The 26,020-nt window shown below is 49.3% G+C and carries 26 protein-coding genes; 9 read left to right on the top strand and 17 right to left on the bottom strand.

Annotation, left to right across the window (positions count from 1 at the left end):
* The first annotated feature begins 127 nt into the window (after window positions 1-127).
* Genes EBA_RS07145 through EBA_RS07130 form a run of 4 tightly spaced genes read left to right on the top strand, consistent with a single transcriptional unit; the run spans window position 128 to window position 3,703 of the window.
* Window positions 128-2,083 carry a BRCT domain-containing protein gene (locus EBA_RS07145; RefSeq protein WP_192374010.1) on the top strand — a complete coding sequence of 652 codons (1,956 nt, stop codon included), beginning with the start codon at window positions 128-130 and terminating at the stop codon, window positions 2,081-2,083.
* Window positions 2,080-2,865: a bifunctional hydroxymethylpyrimidine kinase/phosphomethylpyrimidine kinase gene (thiD, locus tag EBA_RS07140; RefSeq protein WP_192374009.1), complete on the top strand. Its 786-nt coding sequence runs from the start codon at window positions 2,080-2,082 to the stop codon at window positions 2,863-2,865. Before EBA_RS07145 ends, thiD begins: the two co-directional genes overlap by 4 nt.
* Window positions 2,862-3,488, top strand: coding sequence for a thiamine phosphate synthase (gene thiE / locus EBA_RS07135; RefSeq protein WP_192374008.1), 627 nt, complete (start codon window positions 2,862-2,864; stop codon window positions 3,486-3,488). Before thiD ends, thiE begins: the two co-directional genes overlap by 4 nt.
* 5 nt (window positions 3,489-3,493) lie before the next feature.
* Window positions 3,494-3,703: a dodecin gene (locus tag EBA_RS07130; protein WP_192374007.1), complete on the top strand. Its 210-nt coding sequence runs from the start codon at window positions 3,494-3,496 to the stop codon at window positions 3,701-3,703.
* Between the two features lie 4 nt (window positions 3,704-3,707).
* Here the strand turns inward: EBA_RS07130 and EBA_RS07125 are convergent, their stop codons facing one another.
* The 12 genes from EBA_RS07125 to EBA_RS07070 all read right to left on the bottom strand — a co-directional run bounded on the left by EBA_RS07125 (window position 3,708) and on the right by EBA_RS07070 (window position 14,170).
* Window positions 3,708-4,757: a hypothetical protein gene (locus EBA_RS07125; protein WP_192374006.1), complete on the bottom strand. Its 1,050-nt coding sequence runs from the start codon at window positions 4,755-4,757 to the stop codon at window positions 3,708-3,710.
* Window positions 4,758-4,858: 101 nt separating this feature from the next.
* Entirely contained in the window at window positions 4,859-5,773 is a 915-nt protein-coding gene (locus EBA_RS07120) for a 1-aminocyclopropane-1-carboxylate deaminase/D-cysteine desulfhydrase (RefSeq protein WP_324615339.1), read from the bottom strand.
* Window positions 5,770-6,588 carry a dihydropteroate synthase gene (folP, locus tag EBA_RS07115; RefSeq protein WP_192374004.1) on the bottom strand — a complete coding sequence of 273 codons (819 nt, stop codon included), beginning with the start codon at window positions 6,586-6,588 and terminating at the stop codon, window positions 5,770-5,772. Before folP ends, EBA_RS07120 begins: the two co-directional genes overlap by 4 nt.
* Before the next feature lie 137 nt (window positions 6,589-6,725).
* Entirely contained in the window at window positions 6,726-6,944 is a 219-nt protein-coding gene (locus EBA_RS07110; protein ID WP_020482391.1) for a Nif11-like leader peptide family natural product precursor, read from the bottom strand.
* A gap of 217 nt (window positions 6,945-7,161) precedes the next feature.
* A complete protein-coding gene (locus EBA_RS07105) occupies window positions 7,162-7,650 on the bottom strand; it encodes a flavin reductase family protein (RefSeq protein WP_192374003.1) in 489 nt (162 codons plus the stop codon).
* Window positions 7,651-7,705: 55 nt separating this feature from the next.
* Window positions 7,706-9,202 carry a lysine--tRNA ligase gene (gene lysS / locus EBA_RS07100; protein ID WP_192374002.1) on the bottom strand — a complete coding sequence of 499 codons (1,497 nt, stop codon included), beginning with the start codon at window positions 9,200-9,202 and terminating at the stop codon, window positions 7,706-7,708.
* A 90-nt stretch (window positions 9,203-9,292) separates the two neighbouring features.
* On the bottom strand, window positions 9,293-10,390 hold the full coding sequence (gene prfB / locus EBA_RS07095; RefSeq protein ID WP_192374001.1) for a peptide chain release factor 2: 1,098 nt from the start codon (window positions 10,388-10,390) through the stop codon (window positions 9,293-9,295).
* 89 nt (window positions 10,391-10,479) lie between these two features.
* Window positions 10,480-11,268 (bottom strand): prolipoprotein diacylglyceryl transferase, encoded by a 789-nt coding sequence (lgt, locus tag EBA_RS07090; RefSeq protein ID WP_192374000.1) that lies wholly within the window; start codon window positions 11,266-11,268, stop codon window positions 10,480-10,482.
* Between the two features lie 95 nt (window positions 11,269-11,363).
* Entirely contained in the window at window positions 11,364-11,678 is a 315-nt protein-coding gene (locus tag EBA_RS07085; protein ID WP_192373999.1) for a non-heme iron oxygenase ferredoxin subunit, read from the bottom strand.
* Between the two features lie 35 nt (window positions 11,679-11,713).
* A complete protein-coding gene (locus EBA_RS07080; protein WP_225615989.1) occupies window positions 11,714-12,475 on the bottom strand; it encodes a class I SAM-dependent methyltransferase in 762 nt (253 codons plus the stop codon).
* A 19-nt stretch (window positions 12,476-12,494) separates the two neighbouring features.
* Complete coding sequence (gene sufU / locus EBA_RS07075) at window positions 12,495-12,947, bottom strand: Fe-S cluster assembly sulfur transfer protein SufU (protein ID WP_192373998.1); 453 nt, start codon at window positions 12,945-12,947, stop codon at window positions 12,495-12,497.
* Window positions 12,947-14,170 carry a cysteine desulfurase gene (locus EBA_RS07070; protein ID WP_192373997.1) on the bottom strand — a complete coding sequence of 408 codons (1,224 nt, stop codon included), beginning with the start codon at window positions 14,168-14,170 and terminating at the stop codon, window positions 12,947-12,949. Before EBA_RS07070 ends, sufU begins: the two co-directional genes overlap by 1 nt.
* A gap of 80 nt (window positions 14,171-14,250) precedes the next feature.
* Here EBA_RS07070 and EBA_RS07065 point away from each other — a divergent pair, with 80 nt between their 5' ends.
* Window positions 14,251-14,811 (top strand): Uma2 family endonuclease, encoded by a 561-nt coding sequence (locus EBA_RS07065; protein ID WP_192373996.1) that lies wholly within the window; start codon window positions 14,251-14,253, stop codon window positions 14,809-14,811.
* Here EBA_RS07065 and sufD read toward each other — a convergent pair.
* The 5 genes from sufD to EBA_RS07040 all read right to left on the bottom strand — a co-directional run bounded on the left by sufD (window position 14,806) and on the right by EBA_RS07040 (window position 20,414).
* Window positions 14,806-16,095, bottom strand: a complete 1,290-nt coding sequence (sufD, locus tag EBA_RS07060; RefSeq protein WP_192373995.1) for a Fe-S cluster assembly protein SufD — start codon at window positions 16,093-16,095, stop codon at window positions 14,806-14,808. The genes EBA_RS07065 and sufD overlap by 6 nt on opposite strands.
* Window positions 16,092-16,841, bottom strand: a complete 750-nt coding sequence (gene sufC, locus EBA_RS07055) for a Fe-S cluster assembly ATPase SufC (protein WP_192373994.1) — start codon at window positions 16,839-16,841, stop codon at window positions 16,092-16,094. The genes sufD and sufC overlap by 4 nt, the downstream gene beginning before the upstream one ends.
* Window positions 16,842-17,155: 314 nt before the next feature.
* Complete coding sequence (locus EBA_RS07050) at window positions 17,156-17,734, bottom strand: hypothetical protein (protein WP_192373993.1); 579 nt, start codon at window positions 17,732-17,734, stop codon at window positions 17,156-17,158.
* 766 nt (window positions 17,735-18,500) lie between these two features.
* A complete protein-coding gene (gene sufB / locus EBA_RS07045; RefSeq protein WP_192373992.1) occupies window positions 18,501-19,949 on the bottom strand; it encodes a Fe-S cluster assembly protein SufB in 1,449 nt (482 codons plus the stop codon).
* A gap of 15 nt (window positions 19,950-19,964) precedes the next feature.
* On the bottom strand, window positions 19,965-20,414 hold the full coding sequence (locus EBA_RS07040; RefSeq protein ID WP_192373991.1) for an SUF system Fe-S cluster assembly regulator: 450 nt from the start codon (window positions 20,412-20,414) through the stop codon (window positions 19,965-19,967).
* A 248-nt stretch (window positions 20,415-20,662) separates the two neighbouring features.
* On the opposite strand from EBA_RS07040, the gene EBA_RS07035 reads away from it, so the two are divergent.
* The 4 genes from EBA_RS07035 to EBA_RS07020 all read left to right on the top strand — a co-directional run bounded on the left by EBA_RS07035 (window position 20,663) and on the right by EBA_RS07020 (window position 26,017).
* Entirely contained in the window at window positions 20,663-21,430 is a 768-nt protein-coding gene (locus EBA_RS07035) for a polysaccharide deacetylase family protein (RefSeq protein ID WP_192373990.1), read from the top strand.
* A 180-nt stretch (window positions 21,431-21,610) separates the two neighbouring features.
* A complete protein-coding gene (locus EBA_RS07030) occupies window positions 21,611-22,567 on the top strand; it encodes a glycosyltransferase (protein ID WP_192373989.1) in 957 nt (318 codons plus the stop codon).
* A gap of 59 nt (window positions 22,568-22,626) precedes the next feature.
* Window positions 22,627-23,889 (top strand): putative O-glycosylation ligase, exosortase A system-associated, encoded by a 1,263-nt coding sequence (locus EBA_RS07025; protein WP_192373988.1) that lies wholly within the window; start codon window positions 22,627-22,629, stop codon window positions 23,887-23,889.
* 28 nt (window positions 23,890-23,917) lie between these two features.
* The gene (locus EBA_RS07020; protein WP_192373987.1) at window positions 23,918-26,017 is read left to right on the top strand and encodes a sulfatase; all 2,100 of its coding nucleotides are present in this window, start codon (window positions 23,918-23,920) and stop codon (window positions 26,015-26,017) included.
* Window positions 26,018-26,020 lie beyond the last annotated feature (3 nt).

The following is a 26,020-nucleotide window of genomic DNA, read 5'->3' as shown; positions in this document are numbered from 1 at the left end:
GCGCATTCCTACCGTTGACATGATCCTCTTGAAAGATAGATGCTTCGGCGGGCGAGTTTTCTCTCCCGCCTTTTTTTTTGCGGTATTATCCTATAATCGCCGCCCTAGCCGACTTATCTATCCTCGTATGCTCACCGACAGTCAAAAAGCTATTCTTTTGCAAACTACCCTAGATCCCAACGATATTGGTGAGAAACGCTTTTGCGAATTGTGCAAACACCCGGATTTGCTGAATACCGTAAGGGACAGCGAACTGGTCGCATTCCTGGAAATTACCAATGCCTTGTATCGTGGCGGCGAGCCGATTATCAGCGATGCCGATTACGATTTTGTGTATTTGGCGGAATTGAAAAAACGTCAGCCCGATCATCCGCTGCTACATAGCGTCGAGCCGGAACCAATCTTCGCCGGCAAAACAGTCGATCTGCCAACCATCATGCTGTCCACCGATAAAGCCTATAGCCGCGAAGAAGTGGAACGCTGGGCCGGCCGCATCGAAAAAGCCGCTGGCGATCTGGACAAAAACTTTGCCGAACTGATTTTTAAAGTCACGCCCAAGCTGGATGGTTACGCCGCCTATGACGACGGCCAGATGCTGTATACCCGCGGTGACGGCCGCAAAGGCACCGACATTACCCGTGTGTTCGAGCGCGGCTTGCAAGTCGCCGATCAAGGCCAACGCGGGCTGGGTGCCGGCGAAATCGTGGTCAGCCGCAGTTATTTCGACACCAATCTAGCCGATTTTTTTGACAATGCTCGTAACTTCCAAGCCAGCGTGATCAAGGAAAAGGAGTTGGACGAGCACGCTGAACGCGCCATCGCCGATCACGCGGCGGTGTTTTATCCGTTTGCGATACTGCCTTGCTGGACGGGCTTATGGCAGGAGCTGATCGACAATTTCGAAACCATCGTCAAAGACATCTGGCATAAGCTGGATTACGACGTCGATGGGGTGATTCTGGAAATCGTCGACGAGCCACTCAAACAAGCGATGGGCGCCACCCGCCATCATCACCGCTGGCAACTGGCATACAAAGAAAACCTGGAAACCGCCGAAGTCACCGTCATTGGCGTCACCCCGCAAACTTCGCGCTCCGGCCGCATCACCCCGGTTGCCGAGTTGGAACCGGTGCGACTCAGCGGCGCCCTACTATCCAGAGCCACCGCCCACCATTACAAAATGGTCTTAGACAAAGGCATAGGCCCTGGCGCACTGATTCGCTTGGCGCGCTCCGGCGAAGTGATCCCCAAAATCGAGGAGGTTTTGCGTCCTGCCGAACCACAGGTCCCTGATGCCTGCCCCAGCTGCGATCACGAGTTGGTCTGGGACAACGACTATCTGATCTGCCCGAATAACCTGGAATGCCCGGCGCAAATCAGCAACAGCATGGAACATTTCTTCCGGGTGCTGAAAAACAACGACGGTTTCGGGGCTGCGACGATTAAAAAGCTTTACGAATACGGTATTCGCCGTGTCGATGAAATTTATGCACTGTCCGCCGAACAATTCGAAAGCATGGGCTTCGGACCCAAGCAATCGCAAAACCTGGTCGATCAATTAGTGCGCAGCCGCAACGAAGCCATCGAAGACTGGCGTTTTCTGTCCGCGTTCGGCGTGTTTCGGATGGGCTTGGGCAACTGCGAACGGCTATTGGCGCATTACGCGTTACCGGATATTTTCAATCTCAGCGAAGCGGACATCGTCGCTATCGAAGGTTTTGCGGAAAAAACCGCAGCGGTGATCACGGAAGGCTTTGCCAAGATCAAACCCTTGTTCGATAGCCTGATGTCACTGGGTTTTACTCTCACGCCAACTCAGAACCAGGTGACCGACAGCGCCCATCCGCTGGCCGGCAAAACCTTGGTATTCACCGGCACGCTGCACAGCGGTAGCCGCGACGACTTGAGCAAACTAGCCAAAGGCAAAGGCGCTAAAGTCGGTAGCTCGGTATCGGCGAAAACCGACTATCTGGTCGCTGGCGACAATGTCGGCGCCAATAAAACCAATGCCGCTCGCGAAAAAGGCGTCAGCGTTATTACTGAGCAGGAATTTCTGAAATTACTGACTGGAGAAGAGGCATGAGCCGCAACCGCCCGGTGGTGCTGTGCTTTTCCGGCCACGATCCCAGCGGTGGAGCCGGTGTGCAAGCCGACATTGAGGCTATCATCGGCCACCAATGCCACGCGGCTAGCGTCATCACCGCGTTAACGGAGCAGGATAGCCGCAACGTCAAGAAGCTGATTCCGCAACAGCCCGCAGACATTTTCAGCCAAGCGCAAACGCTGTTGGCAGACTTTAAAGTCGCCGCGTTCAAAATCGGCCTGATCGGCGATGCCGGCGTAGCCGAAGCGATTGCGCAAATTCTGCGGCAATACCCAGCTATACCGGTAGTACTGGACCCGGTTCTAGCAGCCGGCGGCGGCACAGAACTGGCTGGTCAGCAATTAATTGATGTCATCGTCGAGCAACTCCTGCCGTTGACCACCTTATTGACACCCAACAGCGAGGAAGCCCGCCGCCTGTCCGGGCATGAGGATTTGGGCGACTGCGGCCGTTTCTTGCAAAGCAAAGGCGCCGAATACGTGTTAATAACCGGCACCCACGAAAGCTCGGAGTTGGTGCATAACCGTTTATACATGCCCGACGATCTGGATGAAACCTTCAATTGGCAGCGTCTGCCGCACAGTTATCACGGTTCGGGCTGCACGCTGGCCAGCGCCAGCGCCGCCCTACTCGCTCAAGGTCTTGATGTGTTTACCGCCGTCAGCGAGGCCCAGGAATTTACTTGGCAGTCGCTGGCCGCCGCCTACCGCCCCGGACAAGGCCAATACAACCCGGACCGGCTATTTTGGGTAGCGGAATGAAACTTCCGCGCCGAGGCCTTTACGCCATCACCCAACCCGAAAACAGAACGGTTACCCAAGTGGTAAAAGACGTGGAAGCGGCCCTGCGCGGCGGCGCAACGATGATTCAATACCGCGATAAAAATCCGTTGGATGCTCAGTATCTGGCTAGCCATTTAGTGGAAATCTGCCATGTCTACGATGCCCCCCTGTTGATTAACGATAGCGTCGAGTTGGCATTGGCGGTCGGAGCGGACGGTGTGCATTTAGGTCGCGACGATGGCGAAATCGCCGAAGCGCGGCGCCTGTTAGGTGCGGACGCCATCATTGGCGTATCGTGTTATAACGATGTGGAAAAAGCGCAGGCCATGGCCGCGGCCGGCGCGGATTACGTAGCATTCGGCCGCTTTTTTCCATCCGGTTCGAAACCGCTGGCGGCGCCAGCCGAGATTGTCAGCCTGCAACTAGCCAAACAATCGATAACCATTCCCATAGTCGCCATCGGCGGTATTCTGCCGGAAAACGGTGGAACTTTACTGGCAGCGGGCGCAGACTTATTAGCCGTGATAGGCGGTATTTTTGACCATGAACCGGAAGCGGCAGCGCGCGCCTACCAAGTCTTATTCAACCATCAAGCGGAGTAAAACTCATGCCCGAACATGTCTATCAAAAAATCGAACTAACCGGCTCATCCAGCCTTGGCATTCAACAAGCCATCGAAAACGCCATCGCCAAAGCCGGTGAGACTACTCAGAATATGCGCTGGTTTGAAGTGGTGGAAACCCGCGGCCATATTGATAACGGCAAGGTCGCACATTGGCAGGTAACCATTAAAGTGGGATACACGCTGCAGCATTAGGCCATTAGATGCCGCTAAAGCGAATATAGCGCCTTAGCGGCGAACCGGAGGCCCAGACGAAGGCCTCGGTGTAGTAATGCATCAGGGCCAAATAACCTAGAAGACCAAGCGTCACCGCTTTATAGATCTGAGTGGAAAACAAGGTTTGCAACAGCAAATTGACCAGATCATCGCCGTAAGCCTGCAATAGATAAGTCAAAACAAAAGATAGCAGGGGCAACACCAGCCAAATCGGCAATCGAACTGCCGCTGCGGCTTTGAACAAGTTATTCTGCGCCTGTTCGCCGTGGCGATTCACATCGTGAGTCACGTAAAAACTGTAAGCGGTGATGTCATGCACCAGACGCGGCATCAGGATGGCCAGAAAATAATACTGTTGGCTGTAAACATACCAACTGCTGACAACCAGCAGGGTGTTAGCCCACAAAAAATACAGCCCAAACCGACTGGGCACATAGCGTAGACATACCAAGGTACTAATCATCAAACCCGCAGTCAGCACGCTGGCGATCTCTAATACCAGCGCTGCTTGCCCCGGCTCCAGGCTATTTTTTAGAAATATCCCCATATAGATAAAAATCCCGGCACTGACGCTGACCCACAATTGCAAATAAAACGCCCAATTCGGCAAGCGACACACGGCTTTGGCGATACCATGTTGTTGCTTCAAGACGTGATACACCGTCCAGCAAGCGGTGATGATGTAAAGCCCGCGATAAGGAATAAACAGACTACCGATACCGAAAAAAACCATGATGAATAAAGTCATCGCCATTAATTTACGTTTAAAAGCATTTAGATACTCATCGTGACTAAGCAACAATAGATTGCTGGCGATGATATGCGGAGTACCGAACAGAATCTGAAATAGCAAAAAATGACTGGGGCTGCTGGGCAGCATATCCCGAATGGCATGATCCAAACCAAAACTATCCAGCCATAGCACCAATAGACACAGCGGCACAATGGCGTACAAACTGAGTAAAAAGCGGAAAGACACCGCCAGTTTATTGCTGCTTTTTTGTTCGGGGAATGAAATGATCTGCGCAACCATGATGCCACCTTTTTTATTATTTTAGGCAGCGGCTATTATCACCATTTTCGGTAATGACTCAATATCTATCTGATTTTTCAACGCTAAAACGGCTGGGAATATTAATTCCGCTTACCTTGTAAACCGCCGGTATGGATTGCCACTATCCTCTGTCCGGCGGGAAAATAGCCCTGCCGAATTAAATCGTAGATCGCAAACAACAGCTTTCCGGTGTAGATCGGCTCTAGTTCGATGCCGTGCCGATGCTGAAAATCCTGCATAAACGCCAGCAAAGCCGGCGTCGTTTTGGCGAAACCACCGAAATGGTAATCCAACAGAATTCGCCGGTCTGCATGACTGGTGATTCCCTGTTTATTCAGCAATTGCTCGACATCGTCGATTAGAAAGTCTCCACCCTTCAGCGCGGCCACGCCGATAGCCTGTTGAGTTAGCGGCGAGGCCAGCAAACCAGCCAGAGTGGTGCCAGTGCCGCAGGCCACGGCCAGCGTGTCGAAACCGATTTCGATTTCATCGACCAGTTCGGCAACGCCTTGCAAAGCCAAGTCTGTGGCTCCGCCTTCCGGCAACCAATATTGGCCGGACTGAAGTTCGGGTAAGCTATCGTGGTTTTTGTAATCCCGCAAATGCCGGTAGTCGCTACGTGATACAAAGCGCAATTCCATGCCCCAGTCAAGCAGATCTTGCAACGTCGCGTTGAGCTGCGGCGGCCTCTCGCCGCGAATGTAGCCTATGGTTTTCAGCCCCAATACTTTACTGCTAAAAGCCAGGGCATGCAGATGATTGGAATAGGCCCCGCCCATGCTGACGATGCAATCGGCGCCAGCGTATAAGGCATGATTGAGGATATATTTGAGCTTACGCCATTTATTGCCGGAGATAATCGGATGTAGCAAGTCGTCGCGCTTGATCCACAATTCCAACTGCCGCTTGCTTAACTCCGGATCCTTAATCCTAGTCAGTGGTGATTCAACCAATTCCGACTGCAACAGCTGCAGACGGGGATGTAAACCTGTCACTGCGCTTGTTTGATGGCCCAAGCCACGTCTACCGCCTGACGGTTGGCCTTTACATCGTGTACTCGAAACAGTTGCACACCCGCCATTACCCCTAACGCCGTGGTCACGGCTGTCGCGGTAACCAGCTCGGCGGGTTCGCTGACATTGCAGATACTACCCATAAAACGCTTGCGGCTGGTTCCCAATAAGACCGGATAGCCTAAGTCAACAAAGCGGGATAAATGCGCCAATAGATCGATGTTATCTTGCTTACCTTTGCCAAAACCAATGCCGGGATCTATTGCGATATTTTCCGCCAACACGCCGACCACCAACGCTTCCGCAATACGTTGTTGCAAAGCGGCGATCACATCGACAAGCACATTGTCGTAACCCGGCTGGTCCTGCATGGTTTTGGGAGTGCCCTGCATATGCATCAGGATAATGGGAACTTGGGCTGTCGCTGCAAAAGGCAACATCTCAGGATCGCCCTGGCCGGCCGAGACATCGTTGATAATACTCGCCCCCGCCGCCACAGCGGCTGAAGCAACTTGGCTTAAAGTGGTATCTATACTGATTTGAATTTGGGGATCAAGCGCTCGGATTGCGGTTATCACCGGCACCACCCTGCGAATTTGCTTGTCTGCGGAAACAGGATCGGAGCCAGGCCGGGTCGACTCGCCGCCGACATCGATAATATCGGCACCCTCAGCAATCATTTTTTCGGCTTGAGCGATCGCTGCTGCTACGCCGGTAAATTTACCGCCATCGGAAAAACTATCGGGGGTGACATTGAGTATCCCCATCAATTGGGGCTTGTCGATCGCATTGAACATATTTGAAAACTCCTCGATAACAGCAAACGCGTAGTTTACCGTTGTCGAGTCGTTTTTTAGAATTTACCGGTTACCGTTTTACACTGTACCGATAACTGGCTGGCCATCCCGCCGGGAGGCAGGATGGCACTCAGTCGTTAAACTCTTAGTAGCGCTTTAGCCAGTTTTTCTGAAAGCTGCTCTTCAACGAATTGAGGTTCGTTGGGTGGATACAGTTCGTCTTCTTCAATTTCAAACCCGCTTTCCTTAGCCAATAACAGCATTTCCTTGATTTTGACGCAGGCTTTCAGTTTTTCTTTCAGCCCCTCATCGCCTTTGGCTTTTTCAGAAAACTCTTTGATGACCTTAATTGACATTGATAACTCCGTGATAACTCAGAAGGTTGGATAAAACTCAAAGTTATATAAGCAAAATAAGGGCCATTTTTTAGAAGCCGTTATTTCATTTGTAGTTCAAGGCATTACAAAAAAGGTGTTGCCAAAAATAGCAGCTATTCACCTACAATTCATGCGGCATTTGTAGCAAACACAACAATTGTCGGAGCATATAGACATAGCAAACGACAGTAAATCTTTAGCTTTGTGTAGCAACCGTGCGATACGCAGAATGGTAATACAGCAATGGACCACCTTCCCGACAAGCCACGCTATCGACTTCACCAATAATCACCCAGTGACTACCTGCCTGTACTTGTTGCACCACTCGACACTCCAGTACCGCCAAGGCTTCAGACAAAATCGGCGCACCGTTTTCACCCTCTTGCCAGGCAATGCTGGCAAAGCGCTGTTCTTGAGTGGTACTGCCGGCAAATTGATTAGAAACATCTTCTTGCGCACTATTCAGAATATTGACTGCAAAGCGGCGGCTTTCCAGCAAAGCCGCACCGGTATCCGTCGCTTGATTCAAACACACCAGAATTTGCGGTGGATCCAGGGACACGCTGCTAAATGCGGTTGCAGTCATGCCTCTGGGCTGATTGTCTCGCCCCTGGGTGGTCACCACCGTCACGCCGCTGGCCCATAATTTAAGGGCATTTTTAAATTGTGTAGCTTCAACGCTCATAATTTTCTCTTAGGTCCAATAGCACTATCACCGATAGTGACGTCTGATTACGCCATCAATTTTTGGGGCGCATATGCGGAAACAACAACACGTCGCGAATGCTGGGTGAATTGGTAAACAGCATCACCAAGCGGTCGATACCGATGCCCTCGCCGGCTGTCGGCGGCATACCGTGTTCCAACGCCGTGATGTAATCGGCATCGAAATGCATGGCTTCGTTGTCGCCAGCTTCTTTTTCTTCCACTTGTTTCTGGAAACGTTCGGCTTGATCCTCGGCGTCGTTCAACTCGGTAAAGCCGTTGGCAATCTCCCGGCCGCCGACGAAAAACTCGAAGCGGTCAGTCACATGCGGATCGTTGTCATTGCGACGCGCCAAGGGCGAAACTTCCACCGGATAAGCAGTGATGAAAGTAGGATTCATCAAGCGGTGTTCGACGGTCTTCTCGAAGATCTCGATTTGTACCTTACCTAAACCGTAGCTGTCTTTAACCGGAATTTTCAGGCTCTCAGCGACTTTAACGGCCGCGTCGCGCGTCGACAGATCGGCCAGGGTCAAATCAGGATTGAAGTGCAGAATCGATTCCAGCACCGTCATGCGGTCAAATGGTTTGCCGAAATCGAATTGCTCGCCCTGATATTCGATAACAGCAGAACCGACCACATCTTCGGCAATGCCTTTCAGCATGGCTTCGGTCAGGTCCATCAGATCGCCGTATTCGGCATAGGCTTGATAGAACTCCATCATCGTGAATTCAGGGTTGTGCCGAGTCGACAAGCCTTCATTACGGAAATTGCGGTTGATCTCGAAAACCCGCTCGAAGCCACCCACCACCAGCCGTTTCAAATACAGTTCCGGCGCGATACGCAGATACAGTTCCATATCCAGCGCATTGTGGAAAGTGGTGAACGGCCGAGCGGTGGCGCCGCCGGGGATGACTTGCATCATCGGCGTTTCCACTTCCAAAAAGTCGCGGGCGATCAAAAATTCGCGGATGTAATTGACGATTTTGGAACGCATCAGGAAGGTCTTGCGCGTCTCGTCGCTCATGATCAAATCCAGATAGCGCTGGCGATATTTGATCTCCTGATCGGCGATGCCGTGGAATTTTTCCGGCAAGGGTCGCAAGGCTTTGGTCAGCAAACGAATATCGTCAAGCCTGACGCTCAGTTCGCCCACCTTGGTTTTGAACAACGTGCCCTCGGCACCGACGATGTCGCCAATATCCCACTTTTTGAACTGGTCGTTGTAAACGCCTTCGGCCAGATTATCTCGCGCCACATAGACCTGAATCTGCCCGGACATGTCCTGCAAATGGCAGAAACTCGCTTTACCCATGATGCGCCGTGTCATCATCCGCCCGGCGATCTTCACCCGAATCGGCTCGGCCAACAGTTCTTCTTCGGTTTTTTCACCGTATTCAGCCAGCAATTCGCCGGCCACCACATTACGTCGAAAATCGGTAGGGAATGCGATGCCTTCTTCACGCAGAGCGTTAAGTTTTTCGCGGCGTTGTTTGATCTGTTCTTGTTCGTCGTGTTCGAGTTCTGACATGTGTATGCAAATATATGGTTTTATTCAAGCTGCCGCAGCTAACAATAGTGCAGCTTCGAGATAGCTCGGCCGTCTAGCAAATAGAAAAAGTTACAACCCGCTCTTCAAACTAGCCTCAATAAACTGATCCAGCGCCCCATCCAATACCGCTTGAGTATTGCCGGTTTCAACGTTGGTACGTAGGTCCTTGATGCGGGATTGATCCAGTACGTAGGAACGAATCTGGCTGCCCCAGCCGATGTCGGATTTGGAATCTTCAATCGCCTGCAAGCCTTCGCTACGTTTCAACATTTCCATCTCGTAAAGCTTGGCTTTGAGCTGTTTCATCGCGGTGTCTTTGTTTTTATGCTGCGACCTATCGCTTTGGCATTGGGTCACAATACCGCTGGGGCCATGGGTAATCCGCACCGCGGATTCGGTTCTGTTAACGTGCTGACCACCAGCACCACTGGCCCGATACACGTCGATACGCAAATCGGCCGGGTTGATGTCGACTTCAATATCGTCATCAATTTCCGGCGACACAAACACCGAGGCAAACGAGGTATGCCGGCGGTTACCGGAATCGAACGGCGACTTTCTCACCAAGCGATGCACACCGGTTTCGGTACGTAACCAGCCAAACGCATACGGCCCTTCAAATTTGATGGTGGCGCTCTTGATGCCGGCCACGTCGCCCGGCGATTCTTCGATTAATTCGGTTTTGAAACCTTTGGCTTCACCCCAACGCAAATACATGCGTTCGATCATCGATGCCCAATCCTGGGCTTCAGTGCCGCCGGAACCGGACTGCACATCCAAAAATGCATTATTAGCATCCATTTCCCCGGCGAACATGCGTTGAAACTCCAAGCCGGCCACTTGTTTTTCGTATTGTTCCAGATCGGCGGCGACGGTATCGACGGTTTCTTCGTCATCTTCTTCCACCGCCATCAACAGCAATTCTTCGGCGTCAGATAGGCCTTGCTCCAGTTCCAGGATAGTGTTGACGATGCCTTCCAGCATCGCCCGTTCCTTACCCATGGCTTGCGCTTGTTCCGGCTTATTCCAGATTGCCGGATCTTCCAGCTCGCGCAGCACTTCCACCAAGCGCTCGCTTTTGTTGTCGAAATCCAGATAGGTTTTCAATCCGACGCTACGTGCGCGCAGATCGGCTATCTTGTATTTAATCGGATTAATTTCTTGCATGAACTCTCAAAACCCAAGCGAATACCCCCAAAACGGGGCACTAGACGCCGAGTAGCCCCGGCGATTAAAAAGCTGGTGATTATAAACGATTAAGCCGCCGGCTTGGGCTGATGGTTTTTCAAGGCCCAAACGATACAGCCAATACCGGCCAGCACGAACGGTATGCTGAGCAATTGACCGGTAGTAAACATGACGCCGGTATCGTACATGGCTTGCTCGGTTTTAAAGTATTCCAGGACAAACCGCACGCTAAACAGCATGCTGATGAAACAGCCAAACACCAAGCCTGGCTTATCAGCTTGCTTTTTATAGATCGCCAGCGAGACCAGGTAAATCACCAAGTAGCATGCCGCTTCGTAAAGTTGCACCGGATGGCGCGGCAGCGGGTCGACACGGGCAAACACCACACCCCAAGACAATTCAGTAGGCGTTCCTAAAATCTCGGAGTTAAAAAAGTTGCCGATGCGGATCAGCGCGCCGGCCAACGCGGTCGGAATACTGACGCGATCCAACAACCAGAAATAGCTGTCACCGTATTTACGCCGGTACAAATATAAAGCCAGGATAATCCCCAGGGTCGCGCCATGACTGGCTAGACCACCCTCCCATATCGCCAGGATTTTCAAGGGGTGCGACAAATAATAAGCAGGATCGTAAAGCATGGTATGACCCAGACGCGCGCCGAGGATGGTAGCAATCACCATATACCAAAGCAGCGTATCCAGCTCTTCGATGTTCTTACCTTCGCGCTGATAAATCCATTGCATGGTTAAAAAGCTGCCGACAAAGCCGGATGCGAACATCAAGCCGTACCAGCGAATTTTCAGGAGACCGAAGTCGACGAGAATGGGGTCTATATTCCAGATGAAGTGTTCCATGATGATGCGGGAGTGGTTACCGTTGAATCGGGAAAGAGCGGGAATTCTAACGCCGACTGGTTTTTTTCGCCGTTTATCTTTTGCCTAGCGCCGTTTTAGTCCGGATTCTCGACTTGTATCCTGCCGTCCACTATCCGCACCGCAAAGGTGGTCACATCTTCATAGGCCGGCGCGCATTTTACCGCGCCGGTTTTCACGCAAAACCGGGCGCCGTGGCGTGGACAGATGATTTCATCGCCGTCCAACTCGCCACTGGCGATTTCAGCACCATCGTGGGTGCAGACATCTTCGATCGCGTAACATTGATCGTCGATTTTAAAAATCGCCACATCGATGCCATCGACATCGACCACGACATGCTCACCGTTTGCCAGCGCCGCTTCGGCTACCACATCAATCCAATCACTCATGCTTGCCTCGTTTCGCTTGGGCTGCGTCTGCCCATTTATTTTAGATATACGTCGTATCGGAGCAATTTGCCCTGGTAACTTTCACTAGGCTTGCCTCCCAGCGGCTCAGCGTAGTCGGGACTTTTAACCACCACCCGCTTGCCGGTCGCCTGCCAGGCCGCCGCGAACAAATCGGCCCTATCCAGGTCATCACCCAAAATATCGCGCAGTATGGCCATGGATTTACGCGTTGCCGCGGTTTGCTTGCGCTTGGCTGGAAACATCGGGTCCAGGTAAATACAATCCGGCTTGTCCGATAAACCTGCTAATAATTCGATAGCATTTCCAACCCTTAACTTTGGGGTTTGCAACTGCCGGTTTAGCACCCAATCCTTCTGTGCCAGACGCTGAAAACCATCGGCAATCAGCTCGGCCATCACCGGCGAGCGCTCAATGCAGCTCACCTCATACCCCATACGAAACAAGGCCAAGCTATCTTGGGCCCAGCCCGTGGTGGCATCGATGACGGTTTTGGTTTTCTTGCCGATGGCCTGCGCTAACAAGTCTTTTTTGGGGGCAGGGTAGGAATGCTGTTCGCCGGGACGTGGATCGACATCGACTGCCAGCCCGCCCTTCTTCAAGGTTTGCTTATCCAATAATTTCAGGCATCCGTCCCGAAAACTTAAAAAGAATAATGCTGGTGAGTCGGTCGACAGATCAGGCAAAGCCAGGAAGGGCCAGCCCAAACGCTCGGCGAGCGCCTGACTGGCGGGCAACGCCGAGTCCTCGGCATAGACCACCGCACCTTGTTCTGACAAACTTCTCACCCGCGCTGAATTACTCGGTGGAAATAGACTGGGCTTCGTTTTTCAAAGCAGCATCTAAAGTATGCCAAGCCAGTGTCGCGCATTTGACCCGGGCCGGGTATTCGCGCACGCCGGCCAACACCGCCAGCTTGCCGATGGCTTCCAGATTAATGTCCTCGGTTTTGCCGGTGGTCATTTCGTGAAATTGCTTGAACAAGGTTTCCGCTTCGTCCTCGGTTTTACCCTTGACGATTTCAGTCATCAAGGACACTGAAGCCGTGGAAATCGCGCAGCCGGAGCCTTGAAAACTGGCATCGCTGATCAAGTGATCGTCAATTTTCAGAAACAACGTCAGCCTGTCACCGCAGAGCGGATTAAAGCCTTCCACCTGGCGATTGGCATCCGCCATTACCCGGAAATTGCGCGGATTACGATTATGGTCGAATATGACCTCTTGGTATAGATCGCGTAAATCTTCAAACATTAGCCAAACACCTCTATTAGGGACTTGATGCCTTGCATCAACACATCGATTTCTTGGCGAGTATTGTACATGGCAAATGAGGCGCGCGCCGTGGCGGGTACGCCGTAAAAGTCCATCACCGGCATCGCGCAATGGTGACCGGCGCGGATGGCAATACCCAAACTGTCCAGCATGGTGCCGATGTCGTGTGGATGAATCCGATCCAGCGTGAACGACAAGATGCCGCCCTTGTGCGCCGCCTGGCCGATGATGTTCATGCCCTTGATCTGCTCGGCTTGCTGCGTGGCGTAATCCAGCAACTCGGCTTCGTAAGCGGCGATTTTATCCATACCAATCGCGGTGACGTAATCGATTGCCGCACCCAAACCGATAATTTCAGCAATGGCCGGCGTGCCGGCTTCGAATTTATGCGGCAGACCGGCGTACTCGGTTTTTTCGAACGTCACCTGCCGGATCATATCGCCGCCGCCCTGATACGGCGGCATGGCTTCCAGCAAAGCTTGCTTACCATAAAGCACACCCGTACCGGACGGTCCATAAAGCTTGTGGCCGGAAAACACATAAAAGTCGCAATCCAAGGCTTGTACATCCACCGCCATATGCGGAATCGCTTGCGCGCCGTCCAGCAGCACCGGAATGCCTCTAGCGTGGGCAGCGGCGATAATTTTTTCCACCGGATTTATCGTACCCAGAGCATTAGACATTTGGGTGATAGCGACCAGCTTGGTTTTGGCGTTCAACAATTGCGCAAACTCATCGAACAGCAACTCCCCTTGCTGATTCATCGCCGCCACCTTCAAAACCGCCCCCATTTGCTGGCAAAGCATTTGCCAAGGTACGATGTTGGCGTGATGTTCCATCGCGCTAATGACAATTTCATCGCCGACTTTGAGTTGCGATTTGCCGTAACTTTGCGCCACCAAATTGATTGCTTCGGTGGCGCCGCGCACGAAGATAATTTCCTTGGCTCTGGCAGCATTGATAAACGCTCTGACCTTTTCCCGAGCGCCTTCAAACTTGTCAGTAGCCCGCACGCTTAAGGTATGCACGCCGCGATGAATATTGGCGTATTCGTGGCTGTAGGTGTGCACGATGCTGTCGATTACGGCTTGCGGCTTCTGGCAGCTGGCGGCGTTATCCAAATAAACCAAGGGCTTGTTACGGATGGTTTCACCGAGAATGGGGAAATCGGCGCGGATTTGTTCGATTGGAAATATGCTCATCGCTAACTATTTGGTTTAATTGATTTGGTCTGTACTAAACATTAGAATCGAACAAGTCGATTCGTTAATTGGATAAAACTATGGTTGCCGTCTTTCCGCAGAAACACCTCACCGACATCGCCGAGTGGCATCGCATGGGCGAGGCCGGAATTTTCCCACCCGAAGCTCGTATGGAACTCATTGAAGGAGAAATCTTGCATATGGCCCCGATAGGATTTAATCATGCAGGACATGTTACCCGGTTAACTCGTTACTTCTTCCGTTTGTTGGATGACACTGTTTCGATTCGATCCCAAAACCCCATCCAACTTGGCGACCTATCCGAACCCGAACCTGATTTGGTTTTGGTAAAGCCGGATGCCGACGACTACACGAGTCGCCATCCCGCAGCCTCGGACGTGCTGCTGTTAGTAGAAGTCTCCGACAGCACCCTGCGCTTCGACCGCTCCCAAAAACTGCGCTTGTATGCTACCCACGGTATTAGCGAATACTGGATAGTCAACCTCATCGACGACTGCCTGGAAGTTTACCGGCAACCGCAAGACGGCGATTACCTGGATAAATCAGTACTGACAAAAGCCGATAGTATCAATCTAGTAGCCTTACCGGCGCTTCAAGTCTCTGTCGGATCGATCTTATAAACTGATCGCCGGAAACCGCTCCAACAACTCGTTCAACAGCAAGGCTTTCAATTCGACGTTATCGACCTTATCCACCATCTCATTGGCAAACGCAAAGGTCAGAATATTGCGTGCCGTGGCTTCATCAACGCCGCGCGCTTGCAGATAAAACACCGACTTTTCTTCCAACTGCCCGACGGTCACCCCGTGCGAACATTTCACATCGTCGGCGTAAATCTCCAATTGTGGTTTAGTGTCTACTTCGGCATCTGCGGATAACAACAAATTGCGGTTGTTCATTTCTGAATCGGTCTGCTGTGCATCTTCGGCGACGATCACCCGGCCCTGAAATACCCCGCGCGCTTTATTATCCAGCACCCCTTTATAAAACTCGCGGCTGATGCCGTGTGGTTTTAAGTGATTGATACGGGTATGGTTGTCGATGTGCTGGCGTTTGCCAGCCACGAACAGACCATTCAAGGAACATTCCGCGGCGGTATCCAGATCGCTATGAATATCGCTGCGCGCCAGACCACTGCCCAGCGCAAAATTATGATGCATAAAACGGCTGTCTCGCGCTTGCTTAACGTAAGTACCGCCAAAATGCTGGGCTTTTTCAGCTTCGAGTTGCACTTTATACAGTGTCAACGCGGCATTGCCAGCCAGCAAGCATTCGTTAACCGAGGCGGTGAAATAGCTATCCACGCTACCAACATAGGTTTCGATGATTTCCGCTTCAGCTTGCTCGTTGATCACCAGCAAATTACGGGTTGCCGCCAGCGCATCGGCTTGGGTCACCACATGCAGAATCTGCAGCGGCTTAGCCAATTGCTGCTTGGCGGCCACTTCGATAACCACACCGTCAGCAAACCAGGCATTATTGAACGCCACCAAATTATGTTCTGCGCTAGTAACAGCTTGGCCCAAGCGACCTTCCAGCCAAGCCGGATCGGCTTGCAAAACCTGCTTCAAACTGGACACAGAGACGTTGCCAGCCAGGTCTTGCAGACGTGACAAGGACTCAGAAAACTGGCCATTCACCAATACCACACTCGCCGCATCGTCCAAGCGATAGGGCTGCAACCACTCTTCATCGACATTCAGACTGTCACTGGCCGCAAACAAGGTTTTATTCAGCGCGGACAAATTGGTATAGCGCCATTCTTCTTCACGATTACCCGGAAAGCCACTGACGCCAAAAGCCTGCAAGGCCTGGTTTCTAAAGCCTTGTAGCCAAGGCACGTCCAAGCCCGGCAAACTGGCTGCCAGGGCCGGATATGCAGTCAAATACGCTTCGCCACTCATGCCGCTTGCCCTTCCAGCCAGCTATAGCCTCTTTCTTCCAGCTCCAGCGCCAACTCCGGCCCGCCGGATTTAACGATTTTGCCGTCCGCCAATACATGCACCACATCGGGTTTGATGTAATCCAACAGCCGTTGGTAATGGGTAATCATCAGGAACGAGCGCTCGGCATTGCGCAAGGAGTTGACGCCTTCGGAGACTATACGCAAGGCATCGATGTCCAAGCCGGAATCGGTCTCGTCCAAAATGCACAATTTGGGTTCCAATATGGCCGCTTGCAAGATTTCATTACGCTTCTTTTCGCCACCGGAAAAACCTTCGTTCACCGCGCGGTACAAAAACTTTTCGTCCATCTGCAACAGCTTGACCTTGCTTTTGACTATGGTCAGAAAATCCATCGCATCGACTTCCGGCAGGCCATGATGTCTGCGCATCGCGTTCAGCGCGGCTTTTAGCAGATAAATATTACTGACGCCGGGAATTTCCACCGGATATTGAAAAGCCAAAAACACACCTTCGCGGGCGCGGATTTCCGGGGCTAGTTCCAATAAGTCTTTGCCTTGGTAAGTCACGCTGCCTTCAGTGACGGTGTAGCCGGCTTTACCGGACAACACATGCGACAAGGTGCTTTTGCCGGCACCGTTCGGGCCCATGATGGCATGGACTTCGCCTGGGTTTATGTCCAGGGTTAGGCCTTTTAATATGGGCTTGTCGTTGATGGATACGTGGAGATTTTTGATGCTGAGCATACGTTTAGTCACCTAAGTTTTTTAAATAATTCCGAACCTTATCGTTCCCACGCTCCGGCGTGGGAACGCAGTTGTCGACGCTCCAGCGTCACCATTTGGCCTGGCTAGGCTTTTAAACCTAGCACTTTAACCTCTGTTTTTCTGTCGCTATCGCGACGGTGTTTTAAAGTCGGGTCTCGGCCCGACAGCCGAGATACTTTTCTTTGCTTATCCAAACAAAAGTATCCAAAAGAAAAGGCCCTACAAATACTTAACAGAAAGCCACAATTTCTAAGTCAATTAGCTAGGTTCATTCCATTTAACCAATTGGCTAGCTACACCTTTCCTAATAATTTATTTAATTCAAAAATCACATTGCAACATTCAATAATTGAAACAATTAACAAAAACCTCGTAAAGCCTGGAGAATCAAAATCGATTCTATTGATTATAGATTCCAATTCGAATCTCTTGGTTTTATCATTATGAAAAAACTCAGCATTTAACCAAATATCAATTAGCTTCTCTGAAGTCAACTGGACGTCATCAATTATTATATGCGTTGAATGAAACAACCCCTGCTTCCATAGGCTTTTAAGTGATTTGGTATGATTCCTAGCATCAGGCACATAACGATCGATAATTTTTAAAATTTTAAAAAAATTGCAAGGTTCGTCTTGAAGCCAGAAATGTCTAAACGTCATTAATAATGAATCGAAAGCTTCCTCAGATGGTAATTGAAAACGATGCGATACTCCTTGATGATTAATATGTAAGTCAGCAATTGGCATATACTCACGCCTTACAATGCTATTACAATATAATTTATCCGCTCTTTCTTTGAATATTCTTATGCTATCCAAATCCTTTTGTTCTGCTTGGTTAATTAACAAAGCAATTTTGGAATCTATCACATCAACATCTCTTTGCTTTAATTAGCTCAACAGATCAAAAACCGTATTTAAGTTTCGCTAACGCGAAGCCAATTTAATGTCGGTTCTCGCACCGACAGGCGAGATACTTTTCTTTGCTTGTCCAAAGAAAAGTATCCAAAAGAAAATACACCCGGATGCCGCTTGCTCCCTGCGCTCCTCGCTTTTGAACGGGGTTGCCGAAAGGGGCTTCCTGCCCCTTCGGCAACGCGCCGCATCCCTGCGGCGCCCCTACGGGCTCATCCGTTCAAAAGCTCCGGTGCTCGGCGCGGCATACGGGGCAAGACCATCCGCCGCCGAAGCTATCCATCCTAAAAAATCAAAATCTTAGGATTTGCTGAGCGGAGTGAAGCGCATCTGTCGCGAACGATGCGCCTCCTAAATCCAACACAAACAAAATAATCTAACCACTATCAATCCCGCGACGAGGTTCTTCCCGTTATTCCTCCCCGAGCATCGCAGCTTTTGGCGAGATCGGCCCGCAGGGGAGCGGCAGGGATGCCGCTCGTTTTCGGAGGGCCAGGGATGGCCCTTCCGAAAACCCTCGCCAAAAGCGAGACGCGCAGGAAATTGGCGGAATTCCGGGTGGCCTTTTCTTTGGATACTTTCTTTTGGCCAAACAAAAGAAAGTATCTCGGCTGTCGGGCCGAGACCCGACTTAAAAACAACCCGTCGCGGCAGCGACACCTTAAAAGCAAAAGCCCCTCACCCTAGCCCTCTCCCTGAGGGAGATGGAACGAAAAACCTTTTAACCAACGGCCCCTTCCAAACTAATCCCCAACAACGCCTGCGCCTCAACCGCAAACTCCATCGGCAATTCCTTAAACACTTCCTTACAAAAGCCATTCACAATCATCGACACAGCATCTTCCGCAGACAAACCGCGCTGCTGGCAGAAGAACAATTGGTCTTCGCTAATTTTGGATGTGGTCGCCTCATGTTCGATCTGGGCAGTCGGTTGCTTCACTTCCACGTAAGGAAAAGTATGCGCACCGCATTTGTCACCGACTAACAGCGAATCGCACTGGGTGTGATTGCGCGCGTTTTCGGCGGATTTGGCGACTTTGACCAAACCGCGATAGGTGTTCTGCGCCCGGCCGGCGGAAATGCCTTTCGACACGATAGTGCTGCGGGTGTTCTTGCCGATGTGGATCATCTTGGTGCCGGTGTCGGCTTGTTGCAGGTTGTTGGTCAAAGCCACTGAATAAAATTCGCCGACCGAGTCGTCGCCCAACAACACGCAACTGGGGTATTTCCAGGTGATGGCCGAGCCGGTTTCGACTTGGGTCCAGGACACTTTGGAGTTATGCCCACGGCATTCGGCGCGTTTGGTCACAAAGTTATAGATACCGCCCTTGCCGTCTTTGTCGCCCGGATACCAGTTCTGTACGGTGGAGTATTTGATTTGCGCATTGTCCAAAGCCACCAGCTCTACTACTGCCGCATGCAGTTGGTTTTCGTCGCGCATCGGCGCTGTGCAACCTTCCAAGTAGGAAACGTGCGAGCCTGCGTCGGCAATAATCAGGGTCCGTTCGAACTGACCGGTGTTGGCGGCGTTGATCCTGAAATAAGTGGACAATTCCATCGGGCAACGTACGCCTTTAGGGATGTAAACGAAGGAACCGTCGGTAAACACTGCCGCATTCAGCGCGGCGAAAAAATTATCGCCGGTCGGCACTACGCTGCCTAGATACTGTTTTACCAGCTCGGGATGCTCGTGCAAGGCTTCGGAGATCGGGCAGAAAATCACGCCTGCATCTTTGAGCTTGCCTTTAAAAGTGGTGGCGACAGAGACGCTATCGAACACCGCATCGACCGCAATACCCGCCAGCCGCTCTTGCTCATCCAGCGGAATGCCTAATTTTTTGTAGGTATCCAACAATTCCGGATCGACTTCGTCCAAGCTTTTCGGACCGGCCTTTTTCGACTTAGGGGCCGAGTAATAGCTGATGGCTTGATAGTCGATAGGATCGATTTTGAGTTGCGCCCAGTCCGGCGACGGCATGGTTTGCCAATGCCGAAAGGCTTTCAGGCGATATTCCAGCATGAACTCCGGCTCGTTTTTGACTTTGGACAGCCGGCGAATCACGTCTTCGTCCAAGCCGGGCGGAAAAGTATCGACTTCCAGTTCGGTCACAAAGCCTTGTTTGTATTCCTGGCTAATTAACTGTTCAATTTCTTGGGCGCTAGTAGACATAATCGTTTTCAATAATTAGCGAAACAACTGGTTAACCGGAATGAAGACTTCTTCCGGCTGCTTAAATGGCAAAATCAGATCGGCTAAAGTCACCGATTCGAGTGCATTGGCAATTTTTTGGTTGATTAAGTGCCAATTGCCTTGAATCCGGCAACCGCTGGCTTGATCACAACCTTTGTGGGAAGCGGTACACTCGGTCAACGCAATCGGCCCTTCCAGCGCACCGATCACGGTAGCCACCGTAATCCGGCTAGGCTCTCTGGCCAATGCATAACCGCCCTTGGCACCCCGCATGGAATTCAACACGCCAGCCTTGAGCAATATTTTCAATATTTTACTGACAGTGGGCTGAGCAATGCCGGTGGCATCGGCAATTTCCAGAGCGCCGTGTACGCGGCTCCTATCTTTGGCCATATAGCTCAAGATCACCGTTGCATAGTCGGTCAGCTTACTTAGCCTTAACATTACACTCTCTTTTCATTTAGGACTATTTTAGTCTTATTTAAATCCTGAGTAAATAGCTTGGTTATTAAATTTTATGCTTCCCTGCCACTCATATCTTTTTAGCACAGCTACACTGTCACGCACTTCTACAAAATTATCGATCACACACACCAAAAAATGTCGTCGCAAAACTTTTCCCTGAAATTCTTGGTTTTTTGCAATACACTTCTTTGGCAATACAAAATACCCCGTTTCTTCAAGTTAAAGCCATGACCCAATATCGCCGACCCATCGTGTTGATGTATCACGGTACACCCGATGCTCAGCCAGAGTCACATTACTCGATTCACGCCGGCTTATTTGCCAAACATTTGCGATATTTGCAGCAAGAAGGCTGGACAACGGTTTTGTTCAAAGACCTGCAAGATGTCGACGCACTGCCTGAAAAAAGCGTTGTGATCACGTTTGATGATGGCTACGAAGACAATTATCACGGGGCCTTTTTGCCGCTTATGTCACATGGCATGAAGGCAACTTGGTTTATCGCCACCGACTGTATAGGCGGTCATGCTCATTGGCTGGGCAAACCATCGACACAAACTCAAATGTTAAATTCGGAACACCTGCTTGAAATGCACGTAGCCGGAATGGAAATTGCTTCGCACACTTGTTCGCATCCCGACCTTTCCGTACTCAGCCTTGATCAACAACAATTAGAACTTACAAAAGCCAAAGCGGTATTGGAAGAGCTACTATCCACCCAAGTAAGCAGCTTGGCTTACCCATTTGGCAGATTTAATGCCGATTCGGTTACCGTAGCCGAACAAACCGGTTATAGCATGGCCTGCACCACCCGCCCCGGCTGGTTTGACAGCGAACCGAACCCGTATATGGTCAGACGTATTGCCATATTTTCCGGCGACAGCGTTAGTACTCTGGCTCGCAAACTAAACTTCGCAGATAACGACGTATCCTGGAAAAAAATGACTCGCTACTATGCCGACCGTGTTTGGGATAAACTAATTCACAGCTTCTGATTGCAAATATCGATGCGTACTTCTGGCAAAACCTGTATGAGCAGTGATGAAACTACCTAAAGAGGTTTTTCCAGGAGCAACCCTAGCAAAATCTTTTGCACCGAGTTCCAACATCCCAAATCTTATGCACATGACTTTGCCCGGCAATTCATCACTAAACCCTGCGTTTTGATATAGAAAATGAGCCCGGAAAACGCCCCCAAAAAACTCACCTTCGCTTTTTGCACATACAACCGCGCAAACAGATTGGAGAATCTGGTTTCGGCCATGCGCGCTCAATCTTGCCCGATTCCATTTGAAATTCTTGCGGTTGACAACAATAGTAGTGATTCGACAGGCGACATATTAAAACAACTTACGCAATTACCCGGCCCGGTGCTACGTTACGTTCATGAGCCAAATCAAGGCATAGTGGCCGCGCGTAACAGAGCAATACTAGAAGCGATGGATTCCGACATTCTAGTTTTTATGGATGATGACGAATTACCAAGAGCAGGGCTACTAGAAGCAGTTGCAGATGCCATTATAAATGAAGGCGCCCAATGTGCCGGGGGCAAGGTTTACATTGATTTCTCCCAATACTCTCGCCCGGCTTGGCTTGAAGATGAGATGCTTGGTTTTTTAGCGGCCGTCGATTATGGCAGCTCCCCATTTTGGATTGAAGACCCAGCCACACCGATTTGGACAGCCAATATTGCATACGATATGCGACTATTCCGCAGCGATCCTTCATTACGTTTTGACGAACGATATGATCGAAAAGGTAAAGCCATTGGAGGAGGGGAAGACTTAGCAATGTTTAAGAGTTTATTCAAACAAAAAGCTCGTATGCGCTATCAACCGAAAATGGCTGTCATCCACTCTATAGAACCTTGGAGATTAACTCGTCGTTATTTCCTAAAGTTGCATTTTCTCGCCGGACAAAAGTCCGCGTTTTATGAGCTACCGATTTATGAAAAAAGTTATTTAGGCATTCCACCTTTTCTAATTTCTCAAGCCGTTAGACAGCTTTTCAAATGGATTAATCTAATAAGATCCTCAAAACGCGCTAATATTCGACAGTTAATGAATGTTACCTATTCACTTGGCCAAATTTATGGTTGTTTCTTACGCCAAAAATATCAACATGATGCGTAAAAAATGACGATGACAACCTGCAATATTTCACACACCTAAAAAATACACTCTCACACAAAGTGCGCGATATAGTTGTCCTTATATTTTTAGTAATCTGCATAGTCGCCGCGTTGAAAAAACCGTGGTGGGGCGTGCTGTCTTTAGCAATATTCAGCTATTTGAATCCACACGCCTATGCGTGGGGAGCCGTGCGCTCACTTCCGGTATATTATGTACTGTTTCTGGTCGTTGTAGTCAGTACACTTAATACAAAAGATAAACAGCCCATACCCAAGGACTGGCGGATTTATACTTTCATAACACTGTGGTTCTATTTCATATTTACCACAACTCAATCTCCATTACCGGAGGTGGCTTGGGGAAAATTTTGGTTTGTCACTAAAATATTTATACCGTTCTATTTCACATGGGTCCTGATCAATACCAGAGAAAAACTATATTATTTGATTTCCACCATAGGCATATCTATTGGCATAGTTGCAGTTAAAGGCGGTATATTCGCCATACTGACCGGCTTTAGCCATCGAGTATATGGGCCACCCAATACGCAATTCGAAGACAATAATTTATTTGCTGTAGCGATGCTTATTTCAGTTCCTCTCCTATTGGTTTGGGAAAAAGAATTACAGAAAAACTGGCTTAAAAAGGGAATATTACTCTCTATTCCGATTATCTATGCAGCATCCTTATCATCATGGTCTCGAGGCGCCTTACTTACCATGATCGCCTTGACATTTACGTTGATTTCAAACAGCAAACGTAAATATTTGATGATTCCACTGGTAATTGGCGGCGCATTTTTCGTCATCCCCTATTTACCTGAAGAATGGTTTGGACGCATGCACACCATGGAGACCTATGAGGAGGACCTTTCTGCCATGTCGCGAATTGAGGCATGGACAGATGGCTGGAATCATGCGCTGAGCCACCCATTCACTGGCGCGGGATTCGATGGCTGGTTACATGTGACCATGCGCGACTGGCACAGTTCTTATGTCGAAATGCTTGCGGAACATGGCTTCATTGCATTTGGATTGTGGATTTCATTGATAGTGGGCAGCGTATTCGGCTTAACCAGCTTGTCCAGACAAGCGAAGAGTATAGAAGGCATGGAATGGGTCCGCCACTATAGCCTTATGGTCAGAACATCGATCATTTGCTATATGGTTGGTACCGCCTTCCTCGGCTTATCATACTGGGATTTAATATATCATTTAGTCTTCATAGCCATGTTAATTAAGAAATTTGCATTGCAAGAGCTTTCGGAAAAAGCACAAGCAACTGAACAGCAATACAAAAAAAATCGAAAAATAATAATCTGACCACCAAAATCCAATCGAATAAATAGAGATGGAAAAAATATTGCTACCCCTCTACTGCTCTTCCGTCGCCGCCCTGCTTTGTACTATTACATTAACCTTTCTAACATTACACAATTATTCTCGAACCGGACCCGGCATCCAAAAAGAAATAGAAAAAAAATTTGGATATTATGTAGTTTTCGCTCTATCGAGATTAGCCTTATGGTTATTTACTATATTTTTTCTAACATCCTTTCCGGGTTCCATTGCAGCTTATTCGTTATCAAAGCTTACGGTATTGATTCAATTTGACTTTACCACCAACCTAATCGGCTGCCTTATATCAACCACATTAGTTACAACTTATTTTTTTTTACATCAACTACTATATACTCCCGGCACCATTCAATTATCTTTCCAGTATAGATTTTCCAGGCTGTTTGTTATATGGAAGGTGCTGTCCCCCGCATTAATAACTGGCATAAAATATTCATTACTTTTATTTCTGTCTATAACATCCGCAATCGCCCTATTTTTTGCTATCGAAGAAAATAATACGCCACTAATAGCCTACATATTAGCCTTGGCTTGTTTATATGCTTATATTTATTCCGCAACAATCAGTAACGAACCTACGATCGGCAAAGCCACAACCCAGGTAAAGCCTAACGTAGTAATGATAGGATCGGATACGTTACGACATGACAGATTAGGCGGCAGTAACTATCATAGAAATCTTACCCCCAATATCGATAAATTAAGCGCAAACGGATTACGACTCTATAAATGCATTACCCCTGTAGCTAGGACGGCGCCAAGCATTGCATCTCTATTCACTGGTCTATGGCCTCATAACCATAAAATTCGCGATAATTATCCATCACAGGCCGACTGTAAGTTACCGCAACCTTCGTTGATTGATATTCTGAATGAGCATGGTTACCTGACTGCATCCATCTCCGATTGGTGCGGAGCGGATTTCGCAAAGTTAAGTTTTAACTTTAAGGAACTCTCTGTCGCTGAAGATCAATGGAATATAAAACTGCTACTAAGACAAGGCCCGTCTTTAATTAGAAACGTCCTGTCGCTGTTCACAAATAATGCATTAGGAAAACGCTTCTTACCCGAGTTCTATTATCTGGCTGGCGTACCTTTAACCAGGAACTTGGGCCGCGAATGCCGCCAGCTAATTGCCCGTTCTGCTAAAAACTCACAACCATTTTTTATTAACTTGTTCACTTCGACCACCCACGTCCCGTTCAATTCAGAATATCCTTATTACAATTTATTTACCCCAAAAGACTATAAAGGTGAATCACGGTTTATTATGACGCGCCTGGCATCGGCGGAAGAAATCATCAAAAAACAGGAAAAAAGTTCCGAGTTTTTTGATGTACCGCAAATCATTAATTTATATGACAGCTGCGTCAAACAATTCGACGATGAAGTCGGAAAAATAATTGATTATATTGAAAAATCGAGTTTATCTGATAACACCATCATAATCATATACAGCGATCATGGGGCGGATTTTTTTGAAACCGGATGCTGGGGACAAGGCAATACCTTGGTCGGCGATGATCCTAGCGGGAGAATTCCGTTAGTGATAAAAGGCCCCGGCGTACCTATTGGTATCAATTTTGAGCCAACTACCCGATCTATAGATGTAATGCCAACTTTATTGGACTTGTTGAATATTCCTATTCCAACAAACCTGGATGGTATTAACTTGATTCCGTATGTAAATACACAGAAATCGCCAGAGCTTTTTGCCTTTCAAGAAACAGGAATTTGGTTAGGTAAAATACCTGGCTTACACCCCGAACAAATTTCATATCCGAACATTGTTGAATTACTGGATATTCCGGACAAAAAATCTGGCACACTGGTAGTCAATGAAAAGCATTATCCTACTGTTATCCGTGCGAAAAGCCGTTCCATACAAAATGAAAAGTGGAAGCTAATATATATAGCAACTTATACCAAGCCTGTTTATCAGCTTTACGACTTAGAAAACGACCCGTATCTAGATGTAATAGCGTCTTATCCCGACATATTTACGGCACTTAAAAAGCAATTAAATCGCCACATTGAAAGCGACCCATTGTTTAAAGCAGTAGATAAAACGCAAGAATTATTCCTGTGCTAACGG

The sequence above is a fragment of the Methylomonas albis genome (genome assembly GCF_014850955.1).
Classification (GTDB): domain Bacteria; phylum Pseudomonadota; class Gammaproteobacteria; order Methylococcales; family Methylomonadaceae; genus Methylomonas; species Methylomonas albis.
The sequence above is the reverse complement of the archived record's forward strand: the minus strand, read 5'-3'. Positions and strand labels throughout refer to the sequence as shown.

What these genes read in the sequence shown, in the direction of transcription:
- EBA_RS07145 (WP_192374010.1), top strand. Translation starts at nt 128, where the DNA reads ATGCTCACCGACAGTCAAAAAGCTATTCTTTTGCAAACTACCCTAGAT.
- thiD (WP_192374009.1), top strand. Translation starts at nt 2,080, where the DNA reads ATGAGCCGCAACCGCCCGGTGGTGCTGTGCTTTTCCGGCCACGATCCC.
- thiE (WP_192374008.1), top strand. Translation starts at nt 2,862, where the DNA reads ATGAAACTTCCGCGCCGAGGCCTTTACGCCATCACCCAACCCGAAAAC.
- EBA_RS07130 (WP_192374007.1), top strand. Translation starts at nt 3,494, where the DNA reads ATGCCCGAACATGTCTATCAAAAAATCGAACTAACCGGCTCATCCAGC.
- EBA_RS07125 (WP_192374006.1), bottom strand. Translation starts at nt 4,757, where the DNA reads ATGGTTGCGCAGATCATTTCATTCCCCGAACAAAAAAGCAGCAATAAA.
- folP (WP_192374004.1), bottom strand. Translation starts at nt 6,588, where the DNA reads ATGTTCAATGCGATCGACAAGCCCCAATTGATGGGGATACTCAATGTC.
- EBA_RS07110 (WP_020482391.1), bottom strand. Translation starts at nt 6,944, where the DNA reads ATGTCAATTAAGGTCATCAAAGAGTTTTCTGAAAAAGCCAAAGGCGAT.
- EBA_RS07105 (WP_192374003.1), bottom strand. Translation starts at nt 7,650, where the DNA reads ATGAGCGTTGAAGCTACACAATTTAAAAATGCCCTTAAATTATGGGCC.
- lysS (WP_192374002.1), bottom strand. Translation starts at nt 9,202, where the DNA reads ATGTCAGAACTCGAACACGACGAACAAGAACAGATCAAACAACGCCGC.
- prfB (WP_192374001.1), bottom strand. Translation starts at nt 10,390, where the DNA reads ATGCAAGAAATTAATCCGATTAAATACAAGATAGCCGATCTGCGCGCA.
- lgt (WP_192374000.1), bottom strand. Translation starts at nt 11,268, where the DNA reads ATGGAACACTTCATCTGGAATATAGACCCCATTCTCGTCGACTTCGGT.
- EBA_RS07085 (WP_192373999.1), bottom strand. Translation starts at nt 11,678, where the DNA reads ATGAGTGATTGGATTGATGTGGTAGCCGAAGCGGCGCTGGCAAACGGT.
- sufU (WP_192373998.1), bottom strand. Translation starts at nt 12,947, where the DNA reads ATGTTTGAAGATTTACGCGATCTATACCAAGAGGTCATATTCGACCAT.
- EBA_RS07070 (WP_192373997.1), bottom strand. Translation starts at nt 14,170, where the DNA reads ATGAGCATATTTCCAATCGAACAAATCCGCGCCGATTTCCCCATTCTC.
- EBA_RS07065 (WP_192373996.1), top strand. Translation starts at nt 14,251, where the DNA reads ATGGTTGCCGTCTTTCCGCAGAAACACCTCACCGACATCGCCGAGTGG.
- sufD (WP_192373995.1), bottom strand. Translation starts at nt 16,095, where the DNA reads ATGAGTGGCGAAGCGTATTTGACTGCATATCCGGCCCTGGCAGCCAGT.
- sufC (WP_192373994.1), bottom strand. Translation starts at nt 16,841, where the DNA reads ATGCTCAGCATCAAAAATCTCCACGTATCCATCAACGACAAGCCCATA.
- sufB (WP_192373992.1), bottom strand. Translation starts at nt 19,949, where the DNA reads ATGTCTACTAGCGCCCAAGAAATTGAACAGTTAATTAGCCAGGAATAC.
- EBA_RS07040 (WP_192373991.1), bottom strand. Translation starts at nt 20,414, where the DNA reads ATGTTAAGGCTAAGTAAGCTGACCGACTATGCAACGGTGATCTTGAGC.
- EBA_RS07035 (WP_192373990.1), top strand. Translation starts at nt 20,663, where the DNA reads ATGACCCAATATCGCCGACCCATCGTGTTGATGTATCACGGTACACCC.
- EBA_RS07030 (WP_192373989.1), top strand. Translation starts at nt 21,611, where the DNA reads ATGAGCCCGGAAAACGCCCCCAAAAAACTCACCTTCGCTTTTTGCACA.
- EBA_RS07020 (WP_192373987.1), top strand. Translation starts at nt 23,918, where the DNA reads ATGGAAAAAATATTGCTACCCCTCTACTGCTCTTCCGTCGCCGCCCTG.